Annotated in this window: 18 protein-coding genes; 1 reads left to right on the plus strand and 17 read right to left on the minus strand. The window is 64.3% G+C overall.

Translation table 11 applies throughout. From position 1 onward, the window contains the following. Positions 1-36: 36 nt before the first annotated feature. Both nusA and rimP read right to left on the minus strand, forming a co-directional pair. Positions 37-1,632, minus strand: a complete 1,596-nt coding sequence (gene nusA / locus FJ428_RS20915; protein ID WP_140496790.1) for a transcription termination factor NusA — start codon at positions 1,630-1,632, stop codon at positions 37-39. A 49-nt stretch (positions 1,633-1,681) separates the two neighbouring features. Next, positions 1,682-2,329 (minus strand): ribosome maturation factor RimP, encoded by a 648-nt coding sequence (gene rimP, locus FJ428_RS20920; protein WP_140513168.1) that lies wholly within the window; start codon positions 2,327-2,329, stop codon positions 1,682-1,684. Positions 2,330-2,622: 293 nt separating this feature from the next. Between rimP and FJ428_RS20925 the strand changes: the two genes are divergently transcribed. Beyond that, positions 2,623-2,787, plus strand: a complete 165-nt coding sequence (locus FJ428_RS20925; protein WP_140649408.1) for a hypothetical protein — start codon at positions 2,623-2,625, stop codon at positions 2,785-2,787. 129 nt (positions 2,788-2,916) lie between these two features. Here FJ428_RS20925 and FJ428_RS20930 read toward each other — a convergent pair whose 3' ends face one another. The 15 genes from FJ428_RS20930 to FJ428_RS21000 form a co-directional block, all read right to left on the minus strand. Next, a complete protein-coding gene (locus FJ428_RS20930) occupies positions 2,917-3,618 on the minus strand; it encodes a tRNA (guanosine(46)-N(7))-methyltransferase TrmB (RefSeq protein ID WP_140658046.1) in 702 nt (233 codons plus the stop codon). A gap of 27 nt (positions 3,619-3,645) precedes the next feature. Next, on the minus strand, positions 3,646-4,911 hold the full coding sequence (gene metK / locus FJ428_RS20935; protein WP_140496798.1) for a methionine adenosyltransferase: 1,266 nt from the start codon (positions 4,909-4,911) through the stop codon (positions 3,646-3,648). A gap of 169 nt (positions 4,912-5,080) precedes the next feature. Beyond that, positions 5,081-5,500 carry a helix-turn-helix transcriptional regulator gene (locus FJ428_RS20940; RefSeq protein ID WP_140880043.1) on the minus strand — a complete coding sequence of 140 codons (420 nt, stop codon included), beginning with the start codon at positions 5,498-5,500 and terminating at the stop codon, positions 5,081-5,083. Positions 5,501-5,639: 139 nt separating this feature from the next. Beyond that, positions 5,640-7,232 carry an apolipoprotein N-acyltransferase gene (gene lnt, locus FJ428_RS20945; RefSeq protein ID WP_140580423.1) on the minus strand — a complete coding sequence of 531 codons (1,593 nt, stop codon included), beginning with the start codon at positions 7,230-7,232 and terminating at the stop codon, positions 5,640-5,642. A 200-nt stretch (positions 7,233-7,432) separates the two neighbouring features. Continuing rightward, positions 7,433-7,900 (minus strand): VOC family protein, encoded by a 468-nt coding sequence (locus FJ428_RS20950; protein WP_140496804.1) that lies wholly within the window; start codon positions 7,898-7,900, stop codon positions 7,433-7,435. 10 nt (positions 7,901-7,910) lie between these two features. Continuing rightward, a complete protein-coding gene (locus FJ428_RS20955; RefSeq protein WP_140496806.1) occupies positions 7,911-9,005 on the minus strand; it encodes a hemolysin family protein in 1,095 nt (364 codons plus the stop codon). Between the two features lie 27 nt (positions 9,006-9,032). After that, complete coding sequence (ybeY, locus tag FJ428_RS20960; protein WP_140556718.1) at positions 9,033-9,539, minus strand: rRNA maturation RNase YbeY; 507 nt, start codon at positions 9,537-9,539, stop codon at positions 9,033-9,035. Positions 9,540-9,556: 17 nt separating this feature from the next. Beyond that, entirely contained in the window at positions 9,557-10,549 is a 993-nt protein-coding gene (locus tag FJ428_RS20965; RefSeq protein WP_224518987.1) for a PhoH family protein, read from the minus strand. A gap of 83 nt (positions 10,550-10,632) precedes the next feature. Beyond that, positions 10,633-12,042, minus strand: coding sequence for a tRNA (N6-isopentenyl adenosine(37)-C2)-methylthiotransferase MiaB (miaB, locus tag FJ428_RS20970; protein WP_140496812.1), 1,410 nt, complete (start codon positions 12,040-12,042; stop codon positions 10,633-10,635). A gap of 64 nt (positions 12,043-12,106) precedes the next feature. Then, a complete protein-coding gene (locus FJ428_RS20975) occupies positions 12,107-12,907 on the minus strand; it encodes a lysophospholipid acyltransferase family protein (protein WP_140880044.1) in 801 nt (266 codons plus the stop codon). A gap of 21 nt (positions 12,908-12,928) precedes the next feature. Then, positions 12,929-13,423: a ribosomal protein S18-alanine N-acetyltransferase gene (rimI, locus tag FJ428_RS20980; protein WP_140559678.1), complete on the minus strand. Its 495-nt coding sequence runs from the start codon at positions 13,421-13,423 to the stop codon at positions 12,929-12,931. Next, on the minus strand, positions 13,423-14,100 hold the full coding sequence (tsaB, locus tag FJ428_RS20985) for a tRNA (adenosine(37)-N6)-threonylcarbamoyltransferase complex dimerization subunit type 1 TsaB (RefSeq protein WP_140629794.1): 678 nt from the start codon (positions 14,098-14,100) through the stop codon (positions 13,423-13,425). The genes rimI and tsaB overlap by 1 nt, the downstream gene beginning before the upstream one ends. 109 nt (positions 14,101-14,209) lie before the next feature. Further along, entirely contained in the window at positions 14,210-15,316 is a 1,107-nt protein-coding gene (locus tag FJ428_RS20990; protein WP_140880045.1) for a DUF1513 domain-containing protein, read from the minus strand. 2 nt (positions 15,317-15,318) lie between these two features. Next, positions 15,319-16,398, minus strand: coding sequence for an imelysin family protein (locus tag FJ428_RS20995; RefSeq protein ID WP_140880046.1), 1,080 nt, complete (start codon positions 16,396-16,398; stop codon positions 15,319-15,321). Then, positions 16,398-17,993, minus strand: coding sequence for a di-heme oxidoredictase family protein (locus FJ428_RS21000; RefSeq protein WP_140880047.1), 1,596 nt, complete (start codon positions 17,991-17,993; stop codon positions 16,398-16,400). The genes FJ428_RS20995 and FJ428_RS21000 overlap by 1 nt, the downstream gene beginning before the upstream one ends. Between the last annotated feature and the right edge of the window lie 11 nt (positions 17,994-18,004).

The raw sequence follows: 18,004 nt of genomic DNA on the forward strand, positions 1-18,004 counted from the left end.
CGTCCAAGGGCGGTTTCTGTGCGATGCGGTTTCACCTCACGCACCAACGGCTTCGTCAGCCGGCGCTTCTTCGGCTGCAAGCTCGTCTTCGGAAATCCAGCCGGCCTTGAGACGGGCCGCGAGCACCATCTGCTCGGCATCGGCGCGCGAAACGCCATGATCGGCCAGCACGCCCGGATACACCTTGGTCTCGCCGTCCTTGCGTTCCTTCCAGCCCGTGAGGTCGTCGGCGGCATAGCCGGCGAAATCCTCGATCGTCTTCACGCCGTCCTCGCCGAGCGTCACCATCATGGCGGTGGTGATGCCGGGGATTTCGCGCAGCTCGTCCTTGACGCCCAGCGCCTTGCGCTTTTCGTCGTGCTCGGCTTCGATCTTCTCCAGATATTCGCGGGCCCGGGTCTGGATCTCCGAGGCGGTATCCTCATCGAAGCCGTCGATCGAGGCGATTTCGCCGGCATCGACATAGGCGACTTCCTCGACACTGGTGAAGCCTTCGGAGGCGAGCACCTGGCCGACCATCTCGTCGACGTCGAGAGCTTCCATGAACAGCGCCGAGCGCTCGACGAATTCCTTCTGGCGGCGCTCGGATTCCTCGGCCTCGGTCAGGATGTCGATATCCCAGCCGGTGAGCTGCGAAGCGAGGCGCACATTCTGGCCGCGGCGGCCGATGGCCAGCGAGAGCTGGTCGTCCGGCACCACCACTTCGATGCGCTCGGCGTCTTCGTCGAGCACGACCTTGGCGACTTCCGCCGGCTGCAACGCATTGACGATGAAGGATGCGGCCGAGGGCGACCACGGAATGATGTCGATCTTCTCGCCCTGCAATTCGGCGACGACCGCCTGGACGCGGCTGCCGCGCATGCCGACGCAGGCGCCGACCGGATCGATCGAGCTGTCGCGCGAGATGACGGCGATCTTGGCGCGCGAACCGGGATCGCGGGCGACCGACTTGATCTCGATAATGCCGTCATAGATCTCCGGCACTTCCATGGTGAAGAGCTTGGCCATGAACTGCGGATGGGTGCGCGACAGGAAGATCTGCGGGCCGCGCTGCTCACGGCGCACGTCGTAGACATAGGCGCGGACGCGATCGCCATATTTGTAGTTTTCGCGCGGGATCAGCTCGTCGCGGCGGATGATCGCTTCGCCACGGCCGAGATCGACGATGACATTGCCGTATTCGACGCGCTTGACGGTTCCGTTGACGATCTCGCCGATGCGGTCCTTGTATTCGTCATACTGGCGGTCGCGCTCGGCCTCGCGCACCTTCTGCACGATGACCTGCTTGGCCGACTGGGCGGCGATGCGGCCGAAATCCATCGGCGGCAGCTGTTCGGCGATGAAGTCGCCGAGCTGGGCGTCGGGATTGCGCTCGCGCGCCGAGGAAATGGCGATCTGCGTGGCATAGTCGTCGACCTTCTCGACCACTTCCATCAGCCGCTGCAGCTTCATCTCACCGGTGTTGGGGTTGATGTCGGCGCGGATGTTGGTCTCCTGGCCATAACGCGAGCGTGCCGCCTTCTGGATCGCATCAGCCATGGCGGCGATGACGATCGACTTGTCGATCGACTTTTCACGCGCGACCGCATCGGCAATCTGCAGCAGTTCAAGTCTGTTGGCGCTTACAACCATGTTTTTTCTCCCGAGCCTGTTTGCCGGCCCTTGGGGCCTGGCAGCTCAATCAACTTTCCTGTTCGTGTTCTTCCGTAGCGCCCGATTCCGTACCCTCCGGTACGTCGTCGTCCGGTTCGCCGCGGCGTTTCTTGGCTTCCTTGCGCGCCCTGTTGTCCTTCGACAACGCATCACGGATGAGGTCGTCGGTCAGGATCAGCCGGGCTTCGGCAATGGCGTCGTAGGGCACGCGCACCGTCGGCTCCTCACCATAGGCCGCCTTGTCGCGCTCGATCAGCACATCGTTCTCACCGGCTTCGGCGATCTTGCCCTTGAAGCGCTTGCGATCCGCGACAACGACCGATGTTTCCATCTTCACCAGATGACCGGTCCAGGTCACGAAATCCGATTTGCGCACCAGCGGCCGGTCAATGCCGGGCGATGAGACTTCGAGATGATACGCCTTCTCGATGGGATCGTCGACGTCGAGCGCAGGCGACACCGCACGGCTCACCTCTTCGCAATCCTCGACGGTCATGGTGCCGTCCTCGCGCTCAGCCATGATCTGCAGCGTAAGCCCGTTCTGGCCGGACAGATGCACGCGTACAAGGCGAAAGCCGATGCCGCGCAGCACAGGCTGGACGATCAGCGCGATGCGCGCATCGATGCCGCTTTCGCGGATGATGCGATCGTCGCTCTCGCTTGCCGTTGACGTCATTCGATTCCTGTCGATCATTCTCTAGCCCTCGGCAGGTAATAAAAAAGAGCGGGACCGGGTGGACCCACTCTTCGTCATACCGACCAAGAATTTGAGGCTGATATAAACGATCCGCCCCGGTGTTTCAAGCCCGCCGTCCCAACTGAGCGCATGTCCGGTGCATTGGGCTTGCGCCAGGTGCATGCCATCCATGCGGCAACGGCCCTTGTTGGTCCTCAAGCCGCGCTCCTATCTATGTTGCATTGCACAAAACGATAGCGATAGCGCGTCACCGCACGCAAAAGGACATGACAATGAACAGCCGCAAGGTTTTTTCCGCCATAGGCGATCTCTTCACCACATTCGGCAGCGCCGTAGCCGCGTCGCGGGCGGTGGAAGCCGGCCGCAAGCCGCGCGCCCACGATCTGCGCAGCCTCGGCATGGATCCGACGGCTTTCGACAAGATCGGCCGTTTCTGAACTCCGGCCAACGGGCGACATTCGATTTCTGTGTCCCCGCAACAGTTGAAGATCGCACCCTCACGAAGGGCTCCTGGATCCTGATGCCCAAATCGCGATGCCTGGGACCTGATGCCTGGGACCTGATGCCTAGGTCCTGATGAAGGTAAGATAGGCCGGCCGCCTGCCCTCGCGGACGGCTTTTGCCTCGTAGCGGGTGCCTGGCCAGCCATCGTAGGGGCGATGCCAGTCGACGGCCTCTGAAGCCTGCCAGGCGAAACCGCCATGCGCGCGGCAATGCAGCAGGGTCCAGTTCACATAGGTGTCGATGTCGGAAGCGAAACGGAATTCGCCGCCACGCTTCACGACGCGTGCGAAACGCTCGAGATTGACGGGACTGACGAAACGGCGCTTCCAGTGCTTCTTCTTCGGCCACGGATCGGGATAGAGCAGGTCGATGCCATCGAGCGAGGCCTGCGGCAGCCAGTCGAGCAGCCGCGTGGCGTCGTCGTCGTAGACCCTGAGGTTGGCCAGCGGCTTTTCCCGCACCGCCATCATCATCTTGGCCATGCCGTTGACGAAGGGCTCGACACCGATAAAGCCGGTCATCGGCGCTTCGGTCGCGCGATGCAGGAGATGCTCGCCGCCGCCAAAGCCGATTTCGAGGCGAACGGCGGAAACATCGGCTTCGAACAGAGCCCGCAGATCCGACGGCGCCTCGGTCGTCAGATCGAGCCGATAGGTGTCGAGGCCGCTTTCCAGCGCCGCCGCCTGCTGCGGGCGAACCGGCTTGCCGCGCCGACGGCCGAAGAAGGCTTCTGTCGCGCGGCTTGGCCTGTCCCCGGAACTCATCGGCTGATCAAGGTCCTGTCGCCGCCCTCAGGCAGCGACAGCATCCTTGAGCGCCTTGGCGAGATCGGTCTTTTCCCAGGAAAAAGATCCGTCGCGGCCGGCCTTGCGGCCGAAATGACCGTAGGACGAGGTCTTGGCGTAGATCGGCTTGTTGAGGTCGAGGTGGCGGCGGATGCCGGACGGCGACAGGTCCATCACAGTGCGCAGCGCCTCCTCGAGCCTTGCCTCGTCGACCTTGCCGGTGCCGTGCAGGTCGACATAGACCGACAAGGGCTGGGCGACGCCGATGGCGTAGGAAAGCTGGATGGTGCAGCGGTCGGCAAGTTTCGCCGCCACAACGTTCTTGGCCAGGTAGCGCGCCGCATAAGCGGCCGAACGGTCGACCTTGGTGGTGTCCTTGCCCGAGAAAGCGCCGCCGCCATGGGGTGCGGCGCCGCCATAGGTGTCGACGATGATCTTGCGGCCGGTCAGCCCGGCGTCGCCATCAGGCCCGCCGATAACGAACTTGCCGGTCGGATTGATGTACCACATGCAATCGTCGGCGATCTTGAGGTCACCCAATGCCTCGCGGATATAGGGCTCGACGACCTTGCGCACCTTCTTGGAATCCCAGCTCGCATCGAGGTGCTGGGTCGACAGCACGATCTGCGTCGCTTCGGCGGCCTTGCCGTCGATATAGCGGACGGTGACCTGGCTCTTGGCGTCCGGCCCGAGCTTGCCGGCATCGCCGTTGTTCTGGTGGCGGGCGGCGGCCAGGAGTTCGAGGATCTTGTGGCTGTAGTAGATCGGCGCCGGCATCAGGTCCGGCGTCTCGCGGCAGGCATAGCCAAACATGATGCCCTGGTCGCCGGCACCCTCCTCGCCCTGGCGGTCGGAGGCATTGTCGACGCCTTGGCCGATGTCGGGCGACTGGCCATGCAACAGAACGTCGATCTTGGCCTTTTTCCAGTGGAAGCCGGCCTGCTCATAGCCGATCTCGCGGATCGCCTTGCGGGCGACCGACTTGAACTTCGCCGGGTTGACGACCGGATGGCCGGCGGCATCCCTCAGGATGTTGCCTTCCTTGTCCTTCTTCAGCAGCGTCTCGGGAACGCGCACCTCGCCGGCGATGACGACGCGGTTGGTGGTCGCCAGCGTCTCGCAGGCGACGCGGACTTTCCACGGGTCCATGCCCGTCTTCTTGGCCTCACGGTAGACCAGGTCGACGATCTCGTCGGATATCCGGTCACAAACTTTGTCGGGATGGCCCTCGGCAACGGATTCCGAGGTAAAGAAGTAGTTCTGCCGCGTCACGGGTGTCCCCTCTTGAAAAAACGATCGGCAGGCTGCCGATTTGGCGCGCCACGTGTTAGCGGGGCGAAGCGCCGCTCGTCAAGCGGCGCCGCCCTTCTGGCATGAATGTCGATGTCGATATTTTGTACCACCAGCGGCCGAAATGCCGCCGGTCGAGTCCTGTTGCGGATCAGTCGGAATCTTCGGACGCCAGCGACTTCACCAGGTCTATGATCCTGCGACGCACCTTGACGTCGGCGATCTTGACGAAGGCCCGGTTGAGTTGAAGGCCCTCCGGGCTGCCGCAGAATTCCACGGCGAAAGCCATCGAAGCATCCTCCGCGAAACCGCGGCCGGCCAGGCTCTCCTGGCCCGGCGCATCCTCGAAAAAGAAGGCGACAGGCACGCCGAGTATGGATGCTATCGCCTGCAGGCGGCTTGCGCCGACCCGGTTGGTGCCCTTTTCATATTTCTGTATCTGCTGAAATGTGATGCCGAGGTTCTCGCCTAGTTTTTCCTGGCTCATTCCCAACATATTGCGGCGAAGCCGGATGCGACTTCCAACATGGATGTCGATCGGATTCGGTTTCTTCTTGTTATCTTCTGTCATTTTTTCCTCGCCGAATTTTTTCGGCTTTGTGATTTTTTTCCTACCCAAACAAAGCCGGAGGCGACTGCCCCAACAGAACGATCCACCGGCTTCGAGAAATTTTCAGGCGTTACAGTATGAGTTTCTAATGTGTCGACTGTCAATTCACCCGTAGCCTTTGCCTTACATTGAACAGGACGGCAGCCAGGGCAAACAGCAACATGATCAGCATTCCGTTAATGCGCAGCTGGCCGGCGGACACGACCGCTTGCCGCGAGATTGGCACACGGACGTCAATGGCCCCGCGCGCGTCGATCGCCAGCGCATCGACGATGCGCCCCCGTGGGTCGACAACCGCCGAGATGCCGTTGTTGGCCGCACGCAACAAGGGCAACCCGTTCTCCACCGCGCGAATCTGAGCCTGCCTGAAATGCTGATAGGGACCCGGCGTATCGCCGAACCACGCATCGTTGGTAACGTTGACAATAAGCTGCGCTGACGTTGCGTCAACCGCCACCAGTTCGGGAAAGATCACTTCGTAACAGATGAAGGGCAAGGCGCGGACGCCATCCGGCAGCGTGATCGCATGCCGCTCATTGCCTGCTGTGAAGGTCACCGGGCCAGCGACCAGTTGTTCGATGCCGAAACGATCGAGCAGGTCGGCGAAAGGCAGGTATTCGCCGAACGGCACCAGATGGACCTTGTCGACGGCGTCAGCGATTTCGCCCTTGTCGTTGATCGCCACCACGGAGTTGTAGTAGCGGCTGCCGGCACCGGCCGCCGCACCGCCTTCCTCGCGCACGACGCCGGCGATCAGCATCTGGCCGGCGTCCAGCATGTCGCCCAGTGCGGTCAAAGCGTCCGGCCGCTCGGTGAGGAGGAACGGGACCGAGGTTTCGGGCCACAGGATCAGTTGCGGCTTTTCATGGCCGGGGTCCGGCGCCTTGGCCGACAGGCCTATCAAGGTGGCGAAGATACGGTCGCGCACCGAGGCGTCCCACTTTTCCGAAAGGTCGACGGCCGGCTGGACGATGCGCACATTGATCGTGCGGGCCTCAGGCGCGGCCGGAGCGTTGAGCCTGAGATAGCCGAAGCCGGCATGAGCGGCGACGAGCACGACAAGCAGCGCGACGCCAAGACGAAGATGCGTGCGCGCCGCCAGCAGCGCCGGCAGCGAGAAGACGAACACGGCGAGCACGTTCATGCCGACCATCCCGGTGACCGAGACGCTCTGCATCAGCAGGGGCACCGGCATCGCCGCGTAGCCGATCGCGTTCCAGGGAAAGCCGGTGAACAGGAAGCCGCGCAGCCACTCGGCCAGCCCGAAGGCGGCGGCCAGGGCCGCGATGCGGCCGATGTCGTTGCTCCACAGGAGCCGGGCGACCATGGCCGCAAAGCCGTAGAAGAAGGCCAATGCAAAGGGGATGCCGACCACCGCGAAGGGCAGCGCCCAGGCGAAACTGTCGGCCTCTACAAGCAGCGCCGATCCGATCCACCACAGGCCGGCGAGGAAATAGCCGAAGCCGAACCACCAGCCGACGGCAAAGGCCGGCCGCAGCCGCGCAAACAGGCTGCCCGAGGCCTCACCGGTCGCCCCGTCGAGCAGCCAGACCAGCAGCGGAAACGAAATGAAACAAGCGGCAAAGAAATCGTACGGCGCCTGGCCGAGCACCGCCAGGGCGCCCGCGAGGAACGCCACGAGCGCACGCCGCCAACCCCAAAACAGAATTATCCGGCCGGCCAGGCGGTTCATGCATTGTTCCGAGTCGTGCGAATCACGGCAGCAGATTTATCAGGCCGCGGCCTGCGCTCCAAACTTCGGGTGGTCTGCCGTGAAACCCACTCACCACTGCTGGAGCGCATCGCGTTTGAACTGATCAGACGACGCGCCTTAGGTCTTTGTTTTTGTGCATGTCCTCCTCCCAAAACCGAAGTTACTTAGGGCGACATGTATCAGCGGTGCCACCCTTCTATGCGCACGTCGCCGAGCCGTTCGGCCTCTTCCAGCGGAACGGAGCGGATGGTCTGGGTGAAGGTCCAGACATGGCCCTCGGGATCGCGCGCCCGATACTGGCGCTCGCCGTAGAACTGGTCCGCCGGCTCCTGGATTATACCGGCACCCGCCGTCCGCGCCTGCTCGCAATGTGCATCAATGCCGTCTTTCAGCCTGACATAGACCGACTGCGTGTTCTTGCCCGAGACCGAGGCCGGGCTGGCGACGTAGTCGCTCCATTCGGAATCGACAATGATGTAGCAGTCGCCGAACCGCATCTCGGAATGGACGAGCTTGCCGTCGGCATCGCTGACCACCATGCTGCGCTCGAAGCCGAAAGCTGCCTCCAGCCAATCCAGCGCGGCCCGCGGATCCCTGTAGAACACGCCGGATCCCAAGGCGGCGTGCTTGAAAGGGTCTTCGGTCATCCGCAGGCGCTTAAGCCTGCTCGGTGCGCGCCGCGGCGCGGCGGCGACGTTCGCCCTTCTGGTTCTGCACGATGCGCACGCGCTTGACGCGGCGCGGATCGGCGTCGAGCACATGGAACTCGAAGCCAGGGATGGCCTGCACCACCTCGCCGCGCGCCGGCACCCGGCCAAGCGTGTTGAAGATCATGCCGCCGATGGTGTCGACATACTCGCCATGTTCGCCGGCGGCGAAATCCCCGCCGATCATCTTGGCGACCTCGTCGATCTCGGCCTTGCCGTCGACGACGAACACGCCTTCACCGGTCTGGGTGATCATCGGCTCGTCGTCGTCGTGCTCGTCCTCGATGTCGCCGACCACCATCTCGACGATATCCTCGAGCGAGACGAGCCCGTCGGTGCCGCCATACTCGTCGATGACCAGCGCCATCTGCGTGCGGGTCGTCTGCATGCGGCCCATCAGATCGGAGGCCAGCATGGACGGGGGCACGAACAGCACCGGCCGGATCAGGTTCAGTTCGCCTATGGTGCGCGAGAGGTCGACCTGGGTGAGGTCGAGAACCGTGGCGGCGGGTGTCTTCCTGGTCGCCCGGCCTTTCCTGACGCGCGCAATCTTGGTGATATGGGCCAGCACGTCGCGGATATGGACCATGCCGCGCGGGTCGTCGAGCGTCTCGGCATAGACCGGCATGCGGGAATGGCCGGACTGCTCGAACATGCCAAGCAGATCGCCAAGCGTGGTCGTGATCTCGACCGCCTCGATGTCGGCGCGCGGCACCATGACGTCCTCGACGCGCACCTCGCGCAGCCGCAGGATGTTGTTGAGCATGGCGCGTTCGCCCGGCGAAAAGGATTCGACATCGCTCGTGGTCTCGGCGAGCGCGCCGGCGATCTCCTCGCGCAGGCTGGTTCCGTTGCGTTGCCTGAACAGGCCCAGAACGCGGTTGAACAGGGAAGGCCCGGCAGGCGACGGCTCACTGGCAGCGCTGCCGGTGTTGGCAACGCCAGGGGTAATGGTACTCGGACTTGATCCCTCTTCCGACGTATCGGAAGCCTTGGTCGCACTGCCGGCGTCGGGGCGGACGGCAGTTTCAGGTTTGTCGTTCATCTTCGTCCGTCAATTGGTTAGAAGTAGTTACGCGTAGGGATCGGGAATGGCAAGTCTGGCGAGCGCGGCGCGCTCGACGGCCTCCATCTCCTCGGCCTCGGCATCGGTCTCGTGATCATGGCCCATGAGATGCAGCAGGCCGTGGATGACGAGATGGGAAATATGGTTCTCCAGCGGCTTGTCTTCCAGTCCCGCCTCGCGCGCCACCGTCTCCGCGGCCAGCACGATATCGCCGAGCATCGGCGGCAGGGGACCGCCCTTGGGGAAAGGAAAAGCCGGAAAAGACAAGACGTTGGTCGGCTTGTCCTTGCCGCGCCAGCCGGCATTGAGCGCCTGGACATGGGCATCGTCGGAAAAAACGACGCTGAGTTCGGAATGGCCCGTGGCGCCCGTCTCGGCGAATGCAGCGGCGGCGGCGGCGCCGACCAGCCGGACAAGCTCGGCTTCGTCCGGCCAATGCCCGGCCTCGACCGTCAGATCGATGTCGACGGGCAGCGGCGGAGCCGGCCCGTTCGGCGTTTCGGGCTCAACCATGAGGTCGCTCGATCAAATCAGCCTTCGGTCCCCAGACCGCGGGCGAGCTTGCCGTCACGGTCGTAGGCCTTGACGATCTCGGCGACCAGCGGATGCCTGACGACGTCGCCTTCATTGAAGCGGACCGTCACCATGCCGGTCACACCGTCGAGAATCCGGAGCGCCTCGACAAGGCCGGACTTGGTGTTCTGCGGCAAATCGATCTGCGTTGGGTCGCCGGTGACGATCATGCGCGAATTCTCGCCCAGACGGGTCAGGAACATCTTCATCTGCATCGGCGTGGTGTTCTGCGCCTCGTCGAGAATGACGGCGGCGTGTGCCAGCGTGCGGCCGCGCATGAAGGCGAGCGGTGCGATCTCGATCACCTCGGCGGCGATGGCGCGTTCGACCTTGTCGGCCGGCATCATGTCATAGAGCGCGTCGTAGAGCGGCCGCAGATAGGGATCGACCTTCTCCTTCATGTCGCCCGGCAGGAAGCCCAGCCGCTCGCCGGCCTCGACGGCAGGCCGCGACAGCACGATGCGCTCGACCATGCCGCGTTCGAGCAGCATCGCCGCATGCGCCACCGCCAGGTAGGTTTTGCCGGTACCGGCCGGGCCGATGCCGAACACCAGTTCCGAGCGCTCCAGCGCCCGCATATAGGCATCCTGCGTGAGCGAGCGGGCGTAGATCGTCTTCTTGCGCGTCGATATCTGGGCGGCCGAAACCTTGCCCTTGCGCTCCAGCGTCGGCAGCGTGAGCTGGTCATCGGCGGCGACCGCCATGCGCACGGCGCCGTCGACATCGGACTGGCCGATATCCACCCCCTTCTGGAGAATGCCGTAGAGATTGTCGAGCGCCCGGCGGGCCTGCTCGGCGGCGGAAGCCGACCCCTTGATGGTCAGCTGGTTGCCGCGCGAGCGGATGTCAACGCCCAGTTTCTGCTCAAGCCGGGCGAGGTTCTCGTCGAACTGGCCGTAGAGGGCGCTGGCAAGCTTGTTGTTGTCGAAAGTCAGTACGATGTGCGCCATGTCAGAAGCCCCAGATGCCGGTACCGGGGGCAGGTTCTTCAGCTCCGCTGCGCTCAACCGTCTCTCCTCATCTGCCGAGGTCATCAGACCAATTCGGCGAACAGGCTATTGTAACCCGTCTTCGTGATTCGCACCTGGATAATGTCACCGATTTCGCCGGCCTTTTCATCAACAATAACGGGCTGAAGCCAAGGTGAGCGTCCGACCTTCTGGCCGGCCTGGCGACCTGGCTTCTCAATCAGCGTATCTATGGTGCGGCCGACGAGACTCAAGCCGAAATCCTGCTGCTGCTTCAAAAGCAGCGCCTGGAGCCGCTGCAAACGCTCGTCCTTGACCGCTTCCGGCACATGGCCGGCCATCTCGGCGCCCGGCGTGCCGGGGCGCGGCGAATATTTGAACGAGAAGGCCGAGGCGTAGTTCACCTGGCGCACCAGCTCCATCGTCGCCTCGAAATCCGCCTCGGTCTCGCCGGGGAAACCGACGATGAAATCGCCCGACAGCGCGATATCGGGCCGCACGGCGCGGATGCGGTCGAGCAGCGCCAGATAATCATCCGCCGTGTGCCTGCGGTTCATCGCCTTCAGGATGCGGTCGGACCCGGATTGCACCGGCAGATGCAGATACGGCATCAGTGCCGGCAGGTCGCGATGGGCCGCTATCAGCTCGTCGTCCATGTCGCGCGGGTGGCTCGTGGTGTAGCGCAGGCGCGCCAGCCCGGGAATTTCGGCCAGCCTGAACAGAAGGCGGCCAAGGCCCCATTCCTCGCCGTTTTCGCCTTGCCCATGCCAGGCATTGACGTTCTGGCCAAGCAGCGTCACCTCGCGCACCCCGGCTTCCGCCAGGCGCTCGGCTTCGGCGACGATCTGTGCCACCGGCCGCGACACTTCGGACCCCCTGGTGTAGGGCACGACGCAGAAGGTGCAGAACTTGTCGCAGCCCTCCTGGACGGTGAGGAAGGCGGTGACGCCGCGCTTGATCACCTCGGCGCGCTTCGGCTGCGGCAAGTGCTCGAACTTGTCCTCAATGGCGTAGTCGGTTTCGACGATCTTCTCGCCGCCGCGCACCCTGGCCAGTACGTCCGGCAGCCGGTGATAGGTCTGCGGGCCAATGACCAGGTCGACGGCGGGCGAGCGGCGGATGATCTCGGCGCCTTCGGCCTGCGCCACGCAACCGGCGACGCCGATCAGCAATTCGCGGCCGGCGGCGGCGCGTTCGGCCTTCATTTCGCGGATGCGGCCGAGCTCGGAATAGACCTTTTCAGCCGCTTTTTCCCTGATATGGCAGGTGTTTAGCAGCACCAGATCGGCTTCGCCGATGGTCTGCGTCGCCGTGTAGCCGTCGGCGGCCAGCGCATCTGTCATGCGCTGCGAGTCATAGACGTTCATCTGGCAGCCATAAGTCTTGACGAAGACCTTTTTCGCTGCCGCGGAAATCACTGCCTGCTGTCCAGCCGCAGTGCCGATGTCGTCGCTTTCAACCGTGTTCAAGTCCATCCGGCGGCTTCTAACGCCTTTCCGCGACAAAAAACAGACGATTCTGCCTGGGGGCCTTCGGGATTCAGCGGCTCGGGCGCGGCGCGGCCAGTGCCGCCTGCATCATTTCGCGCACGCGGCTTTCCATCAGCTTCGCCGTTTCCTTCCGGTTCGACCCCTTGGCGAAGGCAATCGGTTCGCCGAAATGCACCTCGACATCGAGCGCCCCTTCCGCCATCAGCACCTTGAGGTGCGGCATCAGATCCTCGTCGCCGATCCACGCCGCGATCGGCCGGTGCCGGCGCCCGAGCGGCACGCCATGCAACCGGGTATAGGCGATCGCTACCGGCTGGATGAAGACCTGCTCCGCCGCGCCCTCCGAAATCGCCATCGAGGCGGCACCGAACAGCGTGCTCTTGAAGGGCAGGACGATGTTGCCGTCGCCCGTCGAGCCCTCGGCAAACAGCACCATGGCATCGCCCTTGGCCATGCGGTTGGCGATCTCGCTCGCCTGGTCGCCGGACGAGCGCTTGCGCTCACGCTCGATGAAGACGGTGCGCTGCAGCTTCGACAGCATGCCGATCAGCGGCCAGCCTTCCATGTCGGCCCTGGCGATGAACTTCACATCGGCAAACGAGCCCAGCACCATGATGTCGGTCCAGGAGATGTGATTTGAGGCAATCAACAAGGGGCGGCGGTCGGACATCGTGCCGTTGACATGGATGCGCATGCCGAGCGCCCTGACGATCAGCCTGTGCCAGATCTTGAGGATGAAGGTTTCCGGCCACCAGCCGGTCTTCATCGACAGGACCTGCAAAGGCACCAGGATCAGCGAACCGGCGACGACCAGCCCTATCGCCAGGAAAACCCTGATTTTTCCGATCATCGCTCCACCCCGAAAACCTGGCTAGCGAAGATCGCGGCGCATGACAAGCGCGCCGGTCGGTCCATGCTCGGGCGACCTGTAATAGTTGGGGCGCTTGCCGACCTCGCGGAATCCGAGACGCCTGTAGAGGGCGATCGCGGCGACATTGGTCTCGTCGACCTCGAGGAAGAGCGCTTCGGCGCGTTGCGCGTGCAGTTCGCGCAGCACCGCGTCCATCAACTGCCAGCCCAGCCCCTGGCGGCGATGCGACCGCGCCACTGCAACGGTCAGGATCTCGCCTTCGCCGGCCGCCAGCCGGGCCAGCACGAAGCCGACCGGCGGCTTGGCGCCGTGCCCGGTTTCGCGCGCGGCATAGCCGAACACGGTGTCCTGTTCGAGCAAGGCCGCGAACTCGCCATCGGTCCAGGGGCGGACGAAGTCCTCGCGGTGCAGGAGCGAGACCGCCGGACTGTCGGTGGTCCTGAGCGGTTCGAGCGCGTAATCGCGGCGGCGCGACTGGAGAAAAGGTATGCGCATTATTTCCCTTGCCTGGAAAGTATGAACCCGGCCTGCGGCTTGGCGTCGGCGCCGCGCAGATAAAGAGGTTTCGGCCTCTCGCCGTCGCCCTTGGCGACCGCCAGGCGGGCGTAAGTGAGAATGTCCGCGGTCGCCGTCTCGGGTCCGATGTCGAAGGAGCGTCCGGCGGATGCCGCGATCCGCGTCGCGGCGGTTCCGGCGAGCACCGAAGACCGCTCGCTCGCCATGGCCACGGCATCCGCCAGTGTGACCACGGCCGGACCGTAAGTCAAAACCGACATCTCATCATAGAGAGCGGCATGGATCTCCTCGCGGCCGGCATCGAGCGCGGCCAGCACGGCGCGCCCGGGAAATGCCCGTGCCGCCTCGGCTGCCAGCGCCTCGAGCGTCGTCACGCCGATTGCAGGCACCTTGAGCGCCAGCGCCAGGCCACGCGCCGTGGAAACCCCGACACGCAGACCGGTGAAGGAACCGGGGCCGACGGAGACGGCGATGGCGCCAAGGCCGGCATAGGCGGTTGCGCCGGCCTTCAGCGCCTCGGCGATGACTGCCATCAGATGCTCGGCATGGCCCTTGCCTAAATCGAGCACCGCGCGGCCGAGTTCCTGCCTCGCCACGGCATCATAGACGCAGGCGGCGCAGAGGTTGGCGGCACAGTCGATGGCGAGCACTTTCATGAAACGACCGGTTCGAAAAACAATTCCCTGTGCCTGCCACAGCGCGCCACCGCAAGGGGAAAGCGCATAATTTCTTAAGCGGCTTCGCTCCGACGCAGCGGGAAGGTGTCTATGCGGCCGGCTGTATGCGCAGCATATGGTTGTCCCAGACGTAGTCCGGTTCGGACCGTGTCGCGCCATTGCCCTCGACGATTTCGCCGGCTCCGGTGGTAGCCATGAAACCCGTCCCGTCTGGCGCCACGCCGCAGACCTCGACCAGTGCGCTTGACGAGACGAGCCGCCCGCTCGCCGCATCGATCACCACAAGCGAATTGCCTTCCGGCGAAGAGACGGCAATGGTGCCGGCAACCGGATTGGCGGCGACGGAACCGATATAGTTGCGGAAGCCGGACAGGACATCCCGCGGCATGTCGAGGAGCTGCAAATCCTTGCCGCGCGCCGCGCGGCCGACCAGCAGCGGACGGTCGGTGCCGGGCCCCCTGTACTGGCAGCCGAACCAGACGGTGCCGGTCTGGTCGGTGTCCATGTGGCGGATCGACAGCTGGTGCAGCGCCGCCGGCAATTCGTGCTTCTCGACCAGATCGCCGGTGACACGGTCGATGAGTACATAGGATGGCTTCATGGTGGCGATGTTGAGCTCGGCGCGGCCATAATCGGGATGAGTCTCGATGCCGCCATTGGCAACGGCGATCGTCCTGCCGTCGCCCAGGAGCAGAAGCTCGTGGGGTCCCATGCCATAGGTCGGGAATTCACCAAGGCGCTTGAATTTCGCCCGCGCGTCGTAGACGCCGACGACGCCGGCCGCGTTGTCGAAATCGTTCTCGGTGGCATAAAGCAAGGCGCCGTCCGGGGAGAACACGCCATGGCCGAAGAAATGCCGGCCGGTGATGCTGGCGATGGTCAGCGGTTCATCGCGCCCGGCGTGATCGAAGACCACGGCGAAGGTGCCGGGCTGGCGGGCGAACACCACTGAGCGCTTCGATATGGGATCGAAGGTGACGTCGTGGCCGCGGTCGGGCAAGTCGATCGCGTGCAGGAGCTTGCCGGCCTCGGACAAGATTGCGGCGCCATAGCTGCCGTCGCGCTTGACGAAGGCGGTGGCGAAGACGGCATCGGCGGCAAGCGTATTTGCCCAGGCCGGCGGCGCCATCGCGGCGGCAAAACCGATGCCCGCGGCTCTCAGGAAATCGCGACGGTCAATGAGGGAGGTTTTCACGCTCAGTCCCCATCCAGCGAGGAAAAACCGGCGGTCAGGCCGAATTCGGCGGTTAGCCTGGTGCCGAACAGGGTCGACAGGCTGGAGGTGATCAGCGCGAGATGCTCAAGCTTTGCGCGCAGCGCCGGGTCGGCGAGCGCCATGTCGATCGGGCCCTGGACCGACTTCGCGGTGGCGACGCCGTTGACCAGCTGGATACGGATCGATTCCGCCATCCAGCGCGCATCGGCCGGCAGCGCATCGCCGAGCTTCGAGGCCTCGAACAGCCCGTCGATGCCGGCAAGGTTTCCGGCCAGCGAATTGGTGGTGTTTTGCGAACGCCAGTAGATCGCCTGTTTCGGCTTGTCCGCCTCCGGCTTGCCGCCCAGGAAGCCTTTCAGGCGCACGTCGCGAACCATTTCCAGCTCGTTGATGAAGATGCCGACCAGTTCCGTCACCGCTTCCGTGCCGTCGCGATAGAGCGGATTCTGCGGCCCCGGATTGGCCCAGAGCGCCGCAAAGCCGTCCGGCTTGTTCCAGGCGTCGGCGACATCGCCGGCCATGGTTTCGATGTTGCCGGCAACCGCCGCACCATAGGCGCAGCGATAGGGATCGTTCTTGCCGGCAAGCGCATCGGCGCCGTCACCGTAGAGCACGAATTCCAAGGCGCCGAGCCCCTGCATGGCGACGCTCTTGCCGGAAAGCTGTGCCGGATCGGTGGCGCTCGGGTCTTGGGCGGCCAACGCGGCCTGCACCTGTTTCAGGCCGATGCTTTTGCGATCCGGCCAGAACAGCATTCGTTCCAGCCGATTGTTTTCCTTAACCGGGCCGAACCCGATGATCTCGGCCGACGACCAGGCATCCACCGTGCGCGAGAATTCGGCGCGTGCCGCATCGAGATCGCCCTTTGAGGGTTTTTCGCAAAGCGCGTGCATCGCCTTGTTCAAGCCCGCCGCGCGGTCGTGCAGACTGGCGTAGGCCGGCCGGACAAAGCCGTCGATTGCCCGCTGGATGACGTCGGTGGCCTTCACAGCCGCCGATGCGGGGCTGACACCCAGCAAGGCCAGAGGAAGAAGGATTACCAGCGCGGAACGCTTCAACATCACAGGGACTCCAGGAATTTGACCAAGGCATCGCGGTCGGCCGCATCGGCGGCGGCGAAGCGGTCGCGCGATTTCTGGCCCTCGCCGCCATGCCAAAGAATCGCCTCGACCAGGCTGCGGGCGCGGCCATCGTGCAGATAGAAATTGTTGCCGTTGACCGTTTCGGTGAGGCCTATGCCCCATAGCGGCGGCGTGCGCCATTCGTTGCCCGTCGCCTCGCCCACCGCCTGGCCGTCGGCAAGGCCGGGGCCCATGTCGTGCAGCAGGAAGTCGGAATAGGGCCAGATAAGCTGGAAGGCCTGCGCCTTGTTGGGCGCGTCGCGGCGGGTTACGAATTTCGGCGCGTGGCAGGAAACGCAGCCGATCTCGTAGAAGAGTTTCTTTCCGGCGAGCACATCAGGGGCGCCGAGGTCGCGGCGCGCCGGCACGGCCAGGTTCTGCGAATAGAAGGTGACGAGGTCCATGACCGGCGCCGGCGCCTCGGCCGGACCGAGCCGCTCCTGCACGCCGTCCGGCATGGCAAGGCAATCCTTCTCGGCGGCGGTGCAGTCGCCCCAGTGTTTGGGCTCCTCCGGCGTCGAGATGCCGATGTCGCCGGCAAAGGCATCCGCGGCCTGCTGGCGGATTGACGCGGTCTGCGCCTTCCAGCCGAAACGACCAAGGGTGAGCGCGCCGCTCATGCCGTCGCGCACGATGTTCGGCCTGCCGGAAATGCCGTCGCCGTCCCGGTCGTTCGGATCGGCATGGGCGATTATATCAGCGGGCGCGATCTGCTCGATGAGGCCGAGCCCGATCATCGGCGGCGTCAGGCGCGGCGACAGCGTGGTGCGCGGATCGAGCAGGCCGTAGGCCAGATCATCGACCGCGTAAGTGGGCTTGCGCAGTGAAACCACGGTGCCGTCGCCGAGCCCGACTTTTTCCTCGCTGTGGTCGACGCGCATCCGGCCCTCGCCGCGCAGGCCGGGGACGGCAAAATCCTGCAGCTGCGAACCGTAGACCGGATCGGGGATGTTGAGCAGCCTGTGGTCGGCAAGCCCAGCCTTCTCCTCCTCGGTGCTCGCCTCTCGCGCCAGCCGCAGGAACATCGACGTGCTGCCGGTGCCTTGCGGCGGACGGCCGCGGCCGTCCTTCAGATGGCAGTTCTGGCAGGCGCGTTCGTTGAACAGCGGTCCGAGCCCGTCGGAAGCCTGCGTCGAGGACGGCGACGACACCCAATTCTTGCGGAACAGGGCGTTGCCCAGCTTGAAGGTGCCTTCTTCCTCGAAGGTGATGTTGGCCGACGATTGCGAGAAGGAATCGCGGTTGACGTCCTTCCTGGATGTGCCGGCGCCGCCTTGCATCAATTCGAACTGCTCGGGTTTCGAGAAGTCCTTGGTCGGCCTGGTAACGGCTGTGACGCGCGCCTGATCCTTCGGGCTGAGGTCGGTGCGCGTGGCGGCGAAATTGGCGGGCTGCTGCGAGCCGGACCCGCCCGTGGCGAAGGTCAAAAGAATGATGGCGGCCGAACCGGAAAGCACGACGCTTCCCGGTTTTCTGTTTGACGACAGGCCTTCGGCCCGCCGCCAGCGGCGCAGCAATGCTAGGGTGCGCCGCATTCCCGCATGCC

Origin of the sequence: Mesorhizobium sp. B2-8-1 (assembly GCF_006440955.1) — a bacterium.
Lineage (GTDB): Bacteria > Pseudomonadota > Alphaproteobacteria > Rhizobiales > Rhizobiaceae > Mesorhizobium.

Coding starts and splice junctions, on each gene's coding strand:
- nusA (WP_140496790.1), bottom strand. CDS start 1,632: ATGGTTGTAAGCGCCAACAGACTTGAACTGCTGCAGATTGCCGATGCG.
- rimP (WP_140513168.1), bottom strand. CDS start 2,329: ATGACGTCAACGGCAAGCGAGAGCGACGATCGCATCATCCGCGAAAGC.
- FJ428_RS20925 (WP_140649408.1), top strand. CDS start 2,623: ATGAACAGCCGCAAGGTTTTTTCCGCCATAGGCGATCTCTTCACCACA.
- FJ428_RS20930 (WP_140658046.1), bottom strand. CDS start 3,618: ATGAGTTCCGGGGACAGGCCAAGCCGCGCGACAGAAGCCTTCTTCGGC.
- FJ428_RS20940 (WP_140880043.1), bottom strand. CDS start 5,500: ATGACAGAAGATAACAAGAAGAAACCGAATCCGATCGACATCCATGTT.
- lnt (WP_140580423.1), bottom strand. CDS start 7,232: ATGAACCGCCTGGCCGGCCGGATAATTCTGTTTTGGGGTTGGCGGCGT.
- FJ428_RS20950 (WP_140496804.1), bottom strand. CDS start 7,900: ATGACCGAAGACCCTTTCAAGCACGCCGCCTTGGGATCCGGCGTGTTC.
- FJ428_RS20955 (WP_140496806.1), bottom strand. CDS start 9,005: ATGAACGACAAACCTGAAACTGCCGTCCGCCCCGACGCCGGCAGTGCG.
- ybeY (WP_140556718.1), bottom strand. CDS start 9,539: ATGGTTGAGCCCGAAACGCCGAACGGGCCGGCTCCGCCGCTGCCCGTC.
- FJ428_RS20965 (WP_224518987.1), bottom strand. CDS start 10,549: ATGGCGCACATCGTACTGACTTTCGACAACAACAAGCTTGCCAGCGCC.
- miaB (WP_140496812.1), bottom strand. CDS start 12,042: ATGGACTTGAACACGGTTGAAAGCGACGACATCGGCACTGCGGCTGGA.
- FJ428_RS20975 (WP_140880044.1), bottom strand. CDS start 12,907: ATGATCGGAAAAATCAGGGTTTTCCTGGCGATAGGGCTGGTCGTCGCC.
- rimI (WP_140559678.1), bottom strand. CDS start 13,423: ATGCGCATACCTTTTCTCCAGTCGCGCCGCCGCGATTACGCGCTCGAA.
- tsaB (WP_140629794.1), bottom strand. CDS start 14,100: ATGAAAGTGCTCGCCATCGACTGTGCCGCCAACCTCTGCGCCGCCTGC.
- FJ428_RS20995 (WP_140880046.1), bottom strand. CDS start 16,398: ATGTTGAAGCGTTCCGCGCTGGTAATCCTTCTTCCTCTGGCCTTGCTG.
- FJ428_RS21000 (WP_140880047.1), bottom strand. CDS start 17,993: ATGCGGCGCACCCTAGCATTGCTGCGCCGCTGGCGGCGGGCCGAAGGC.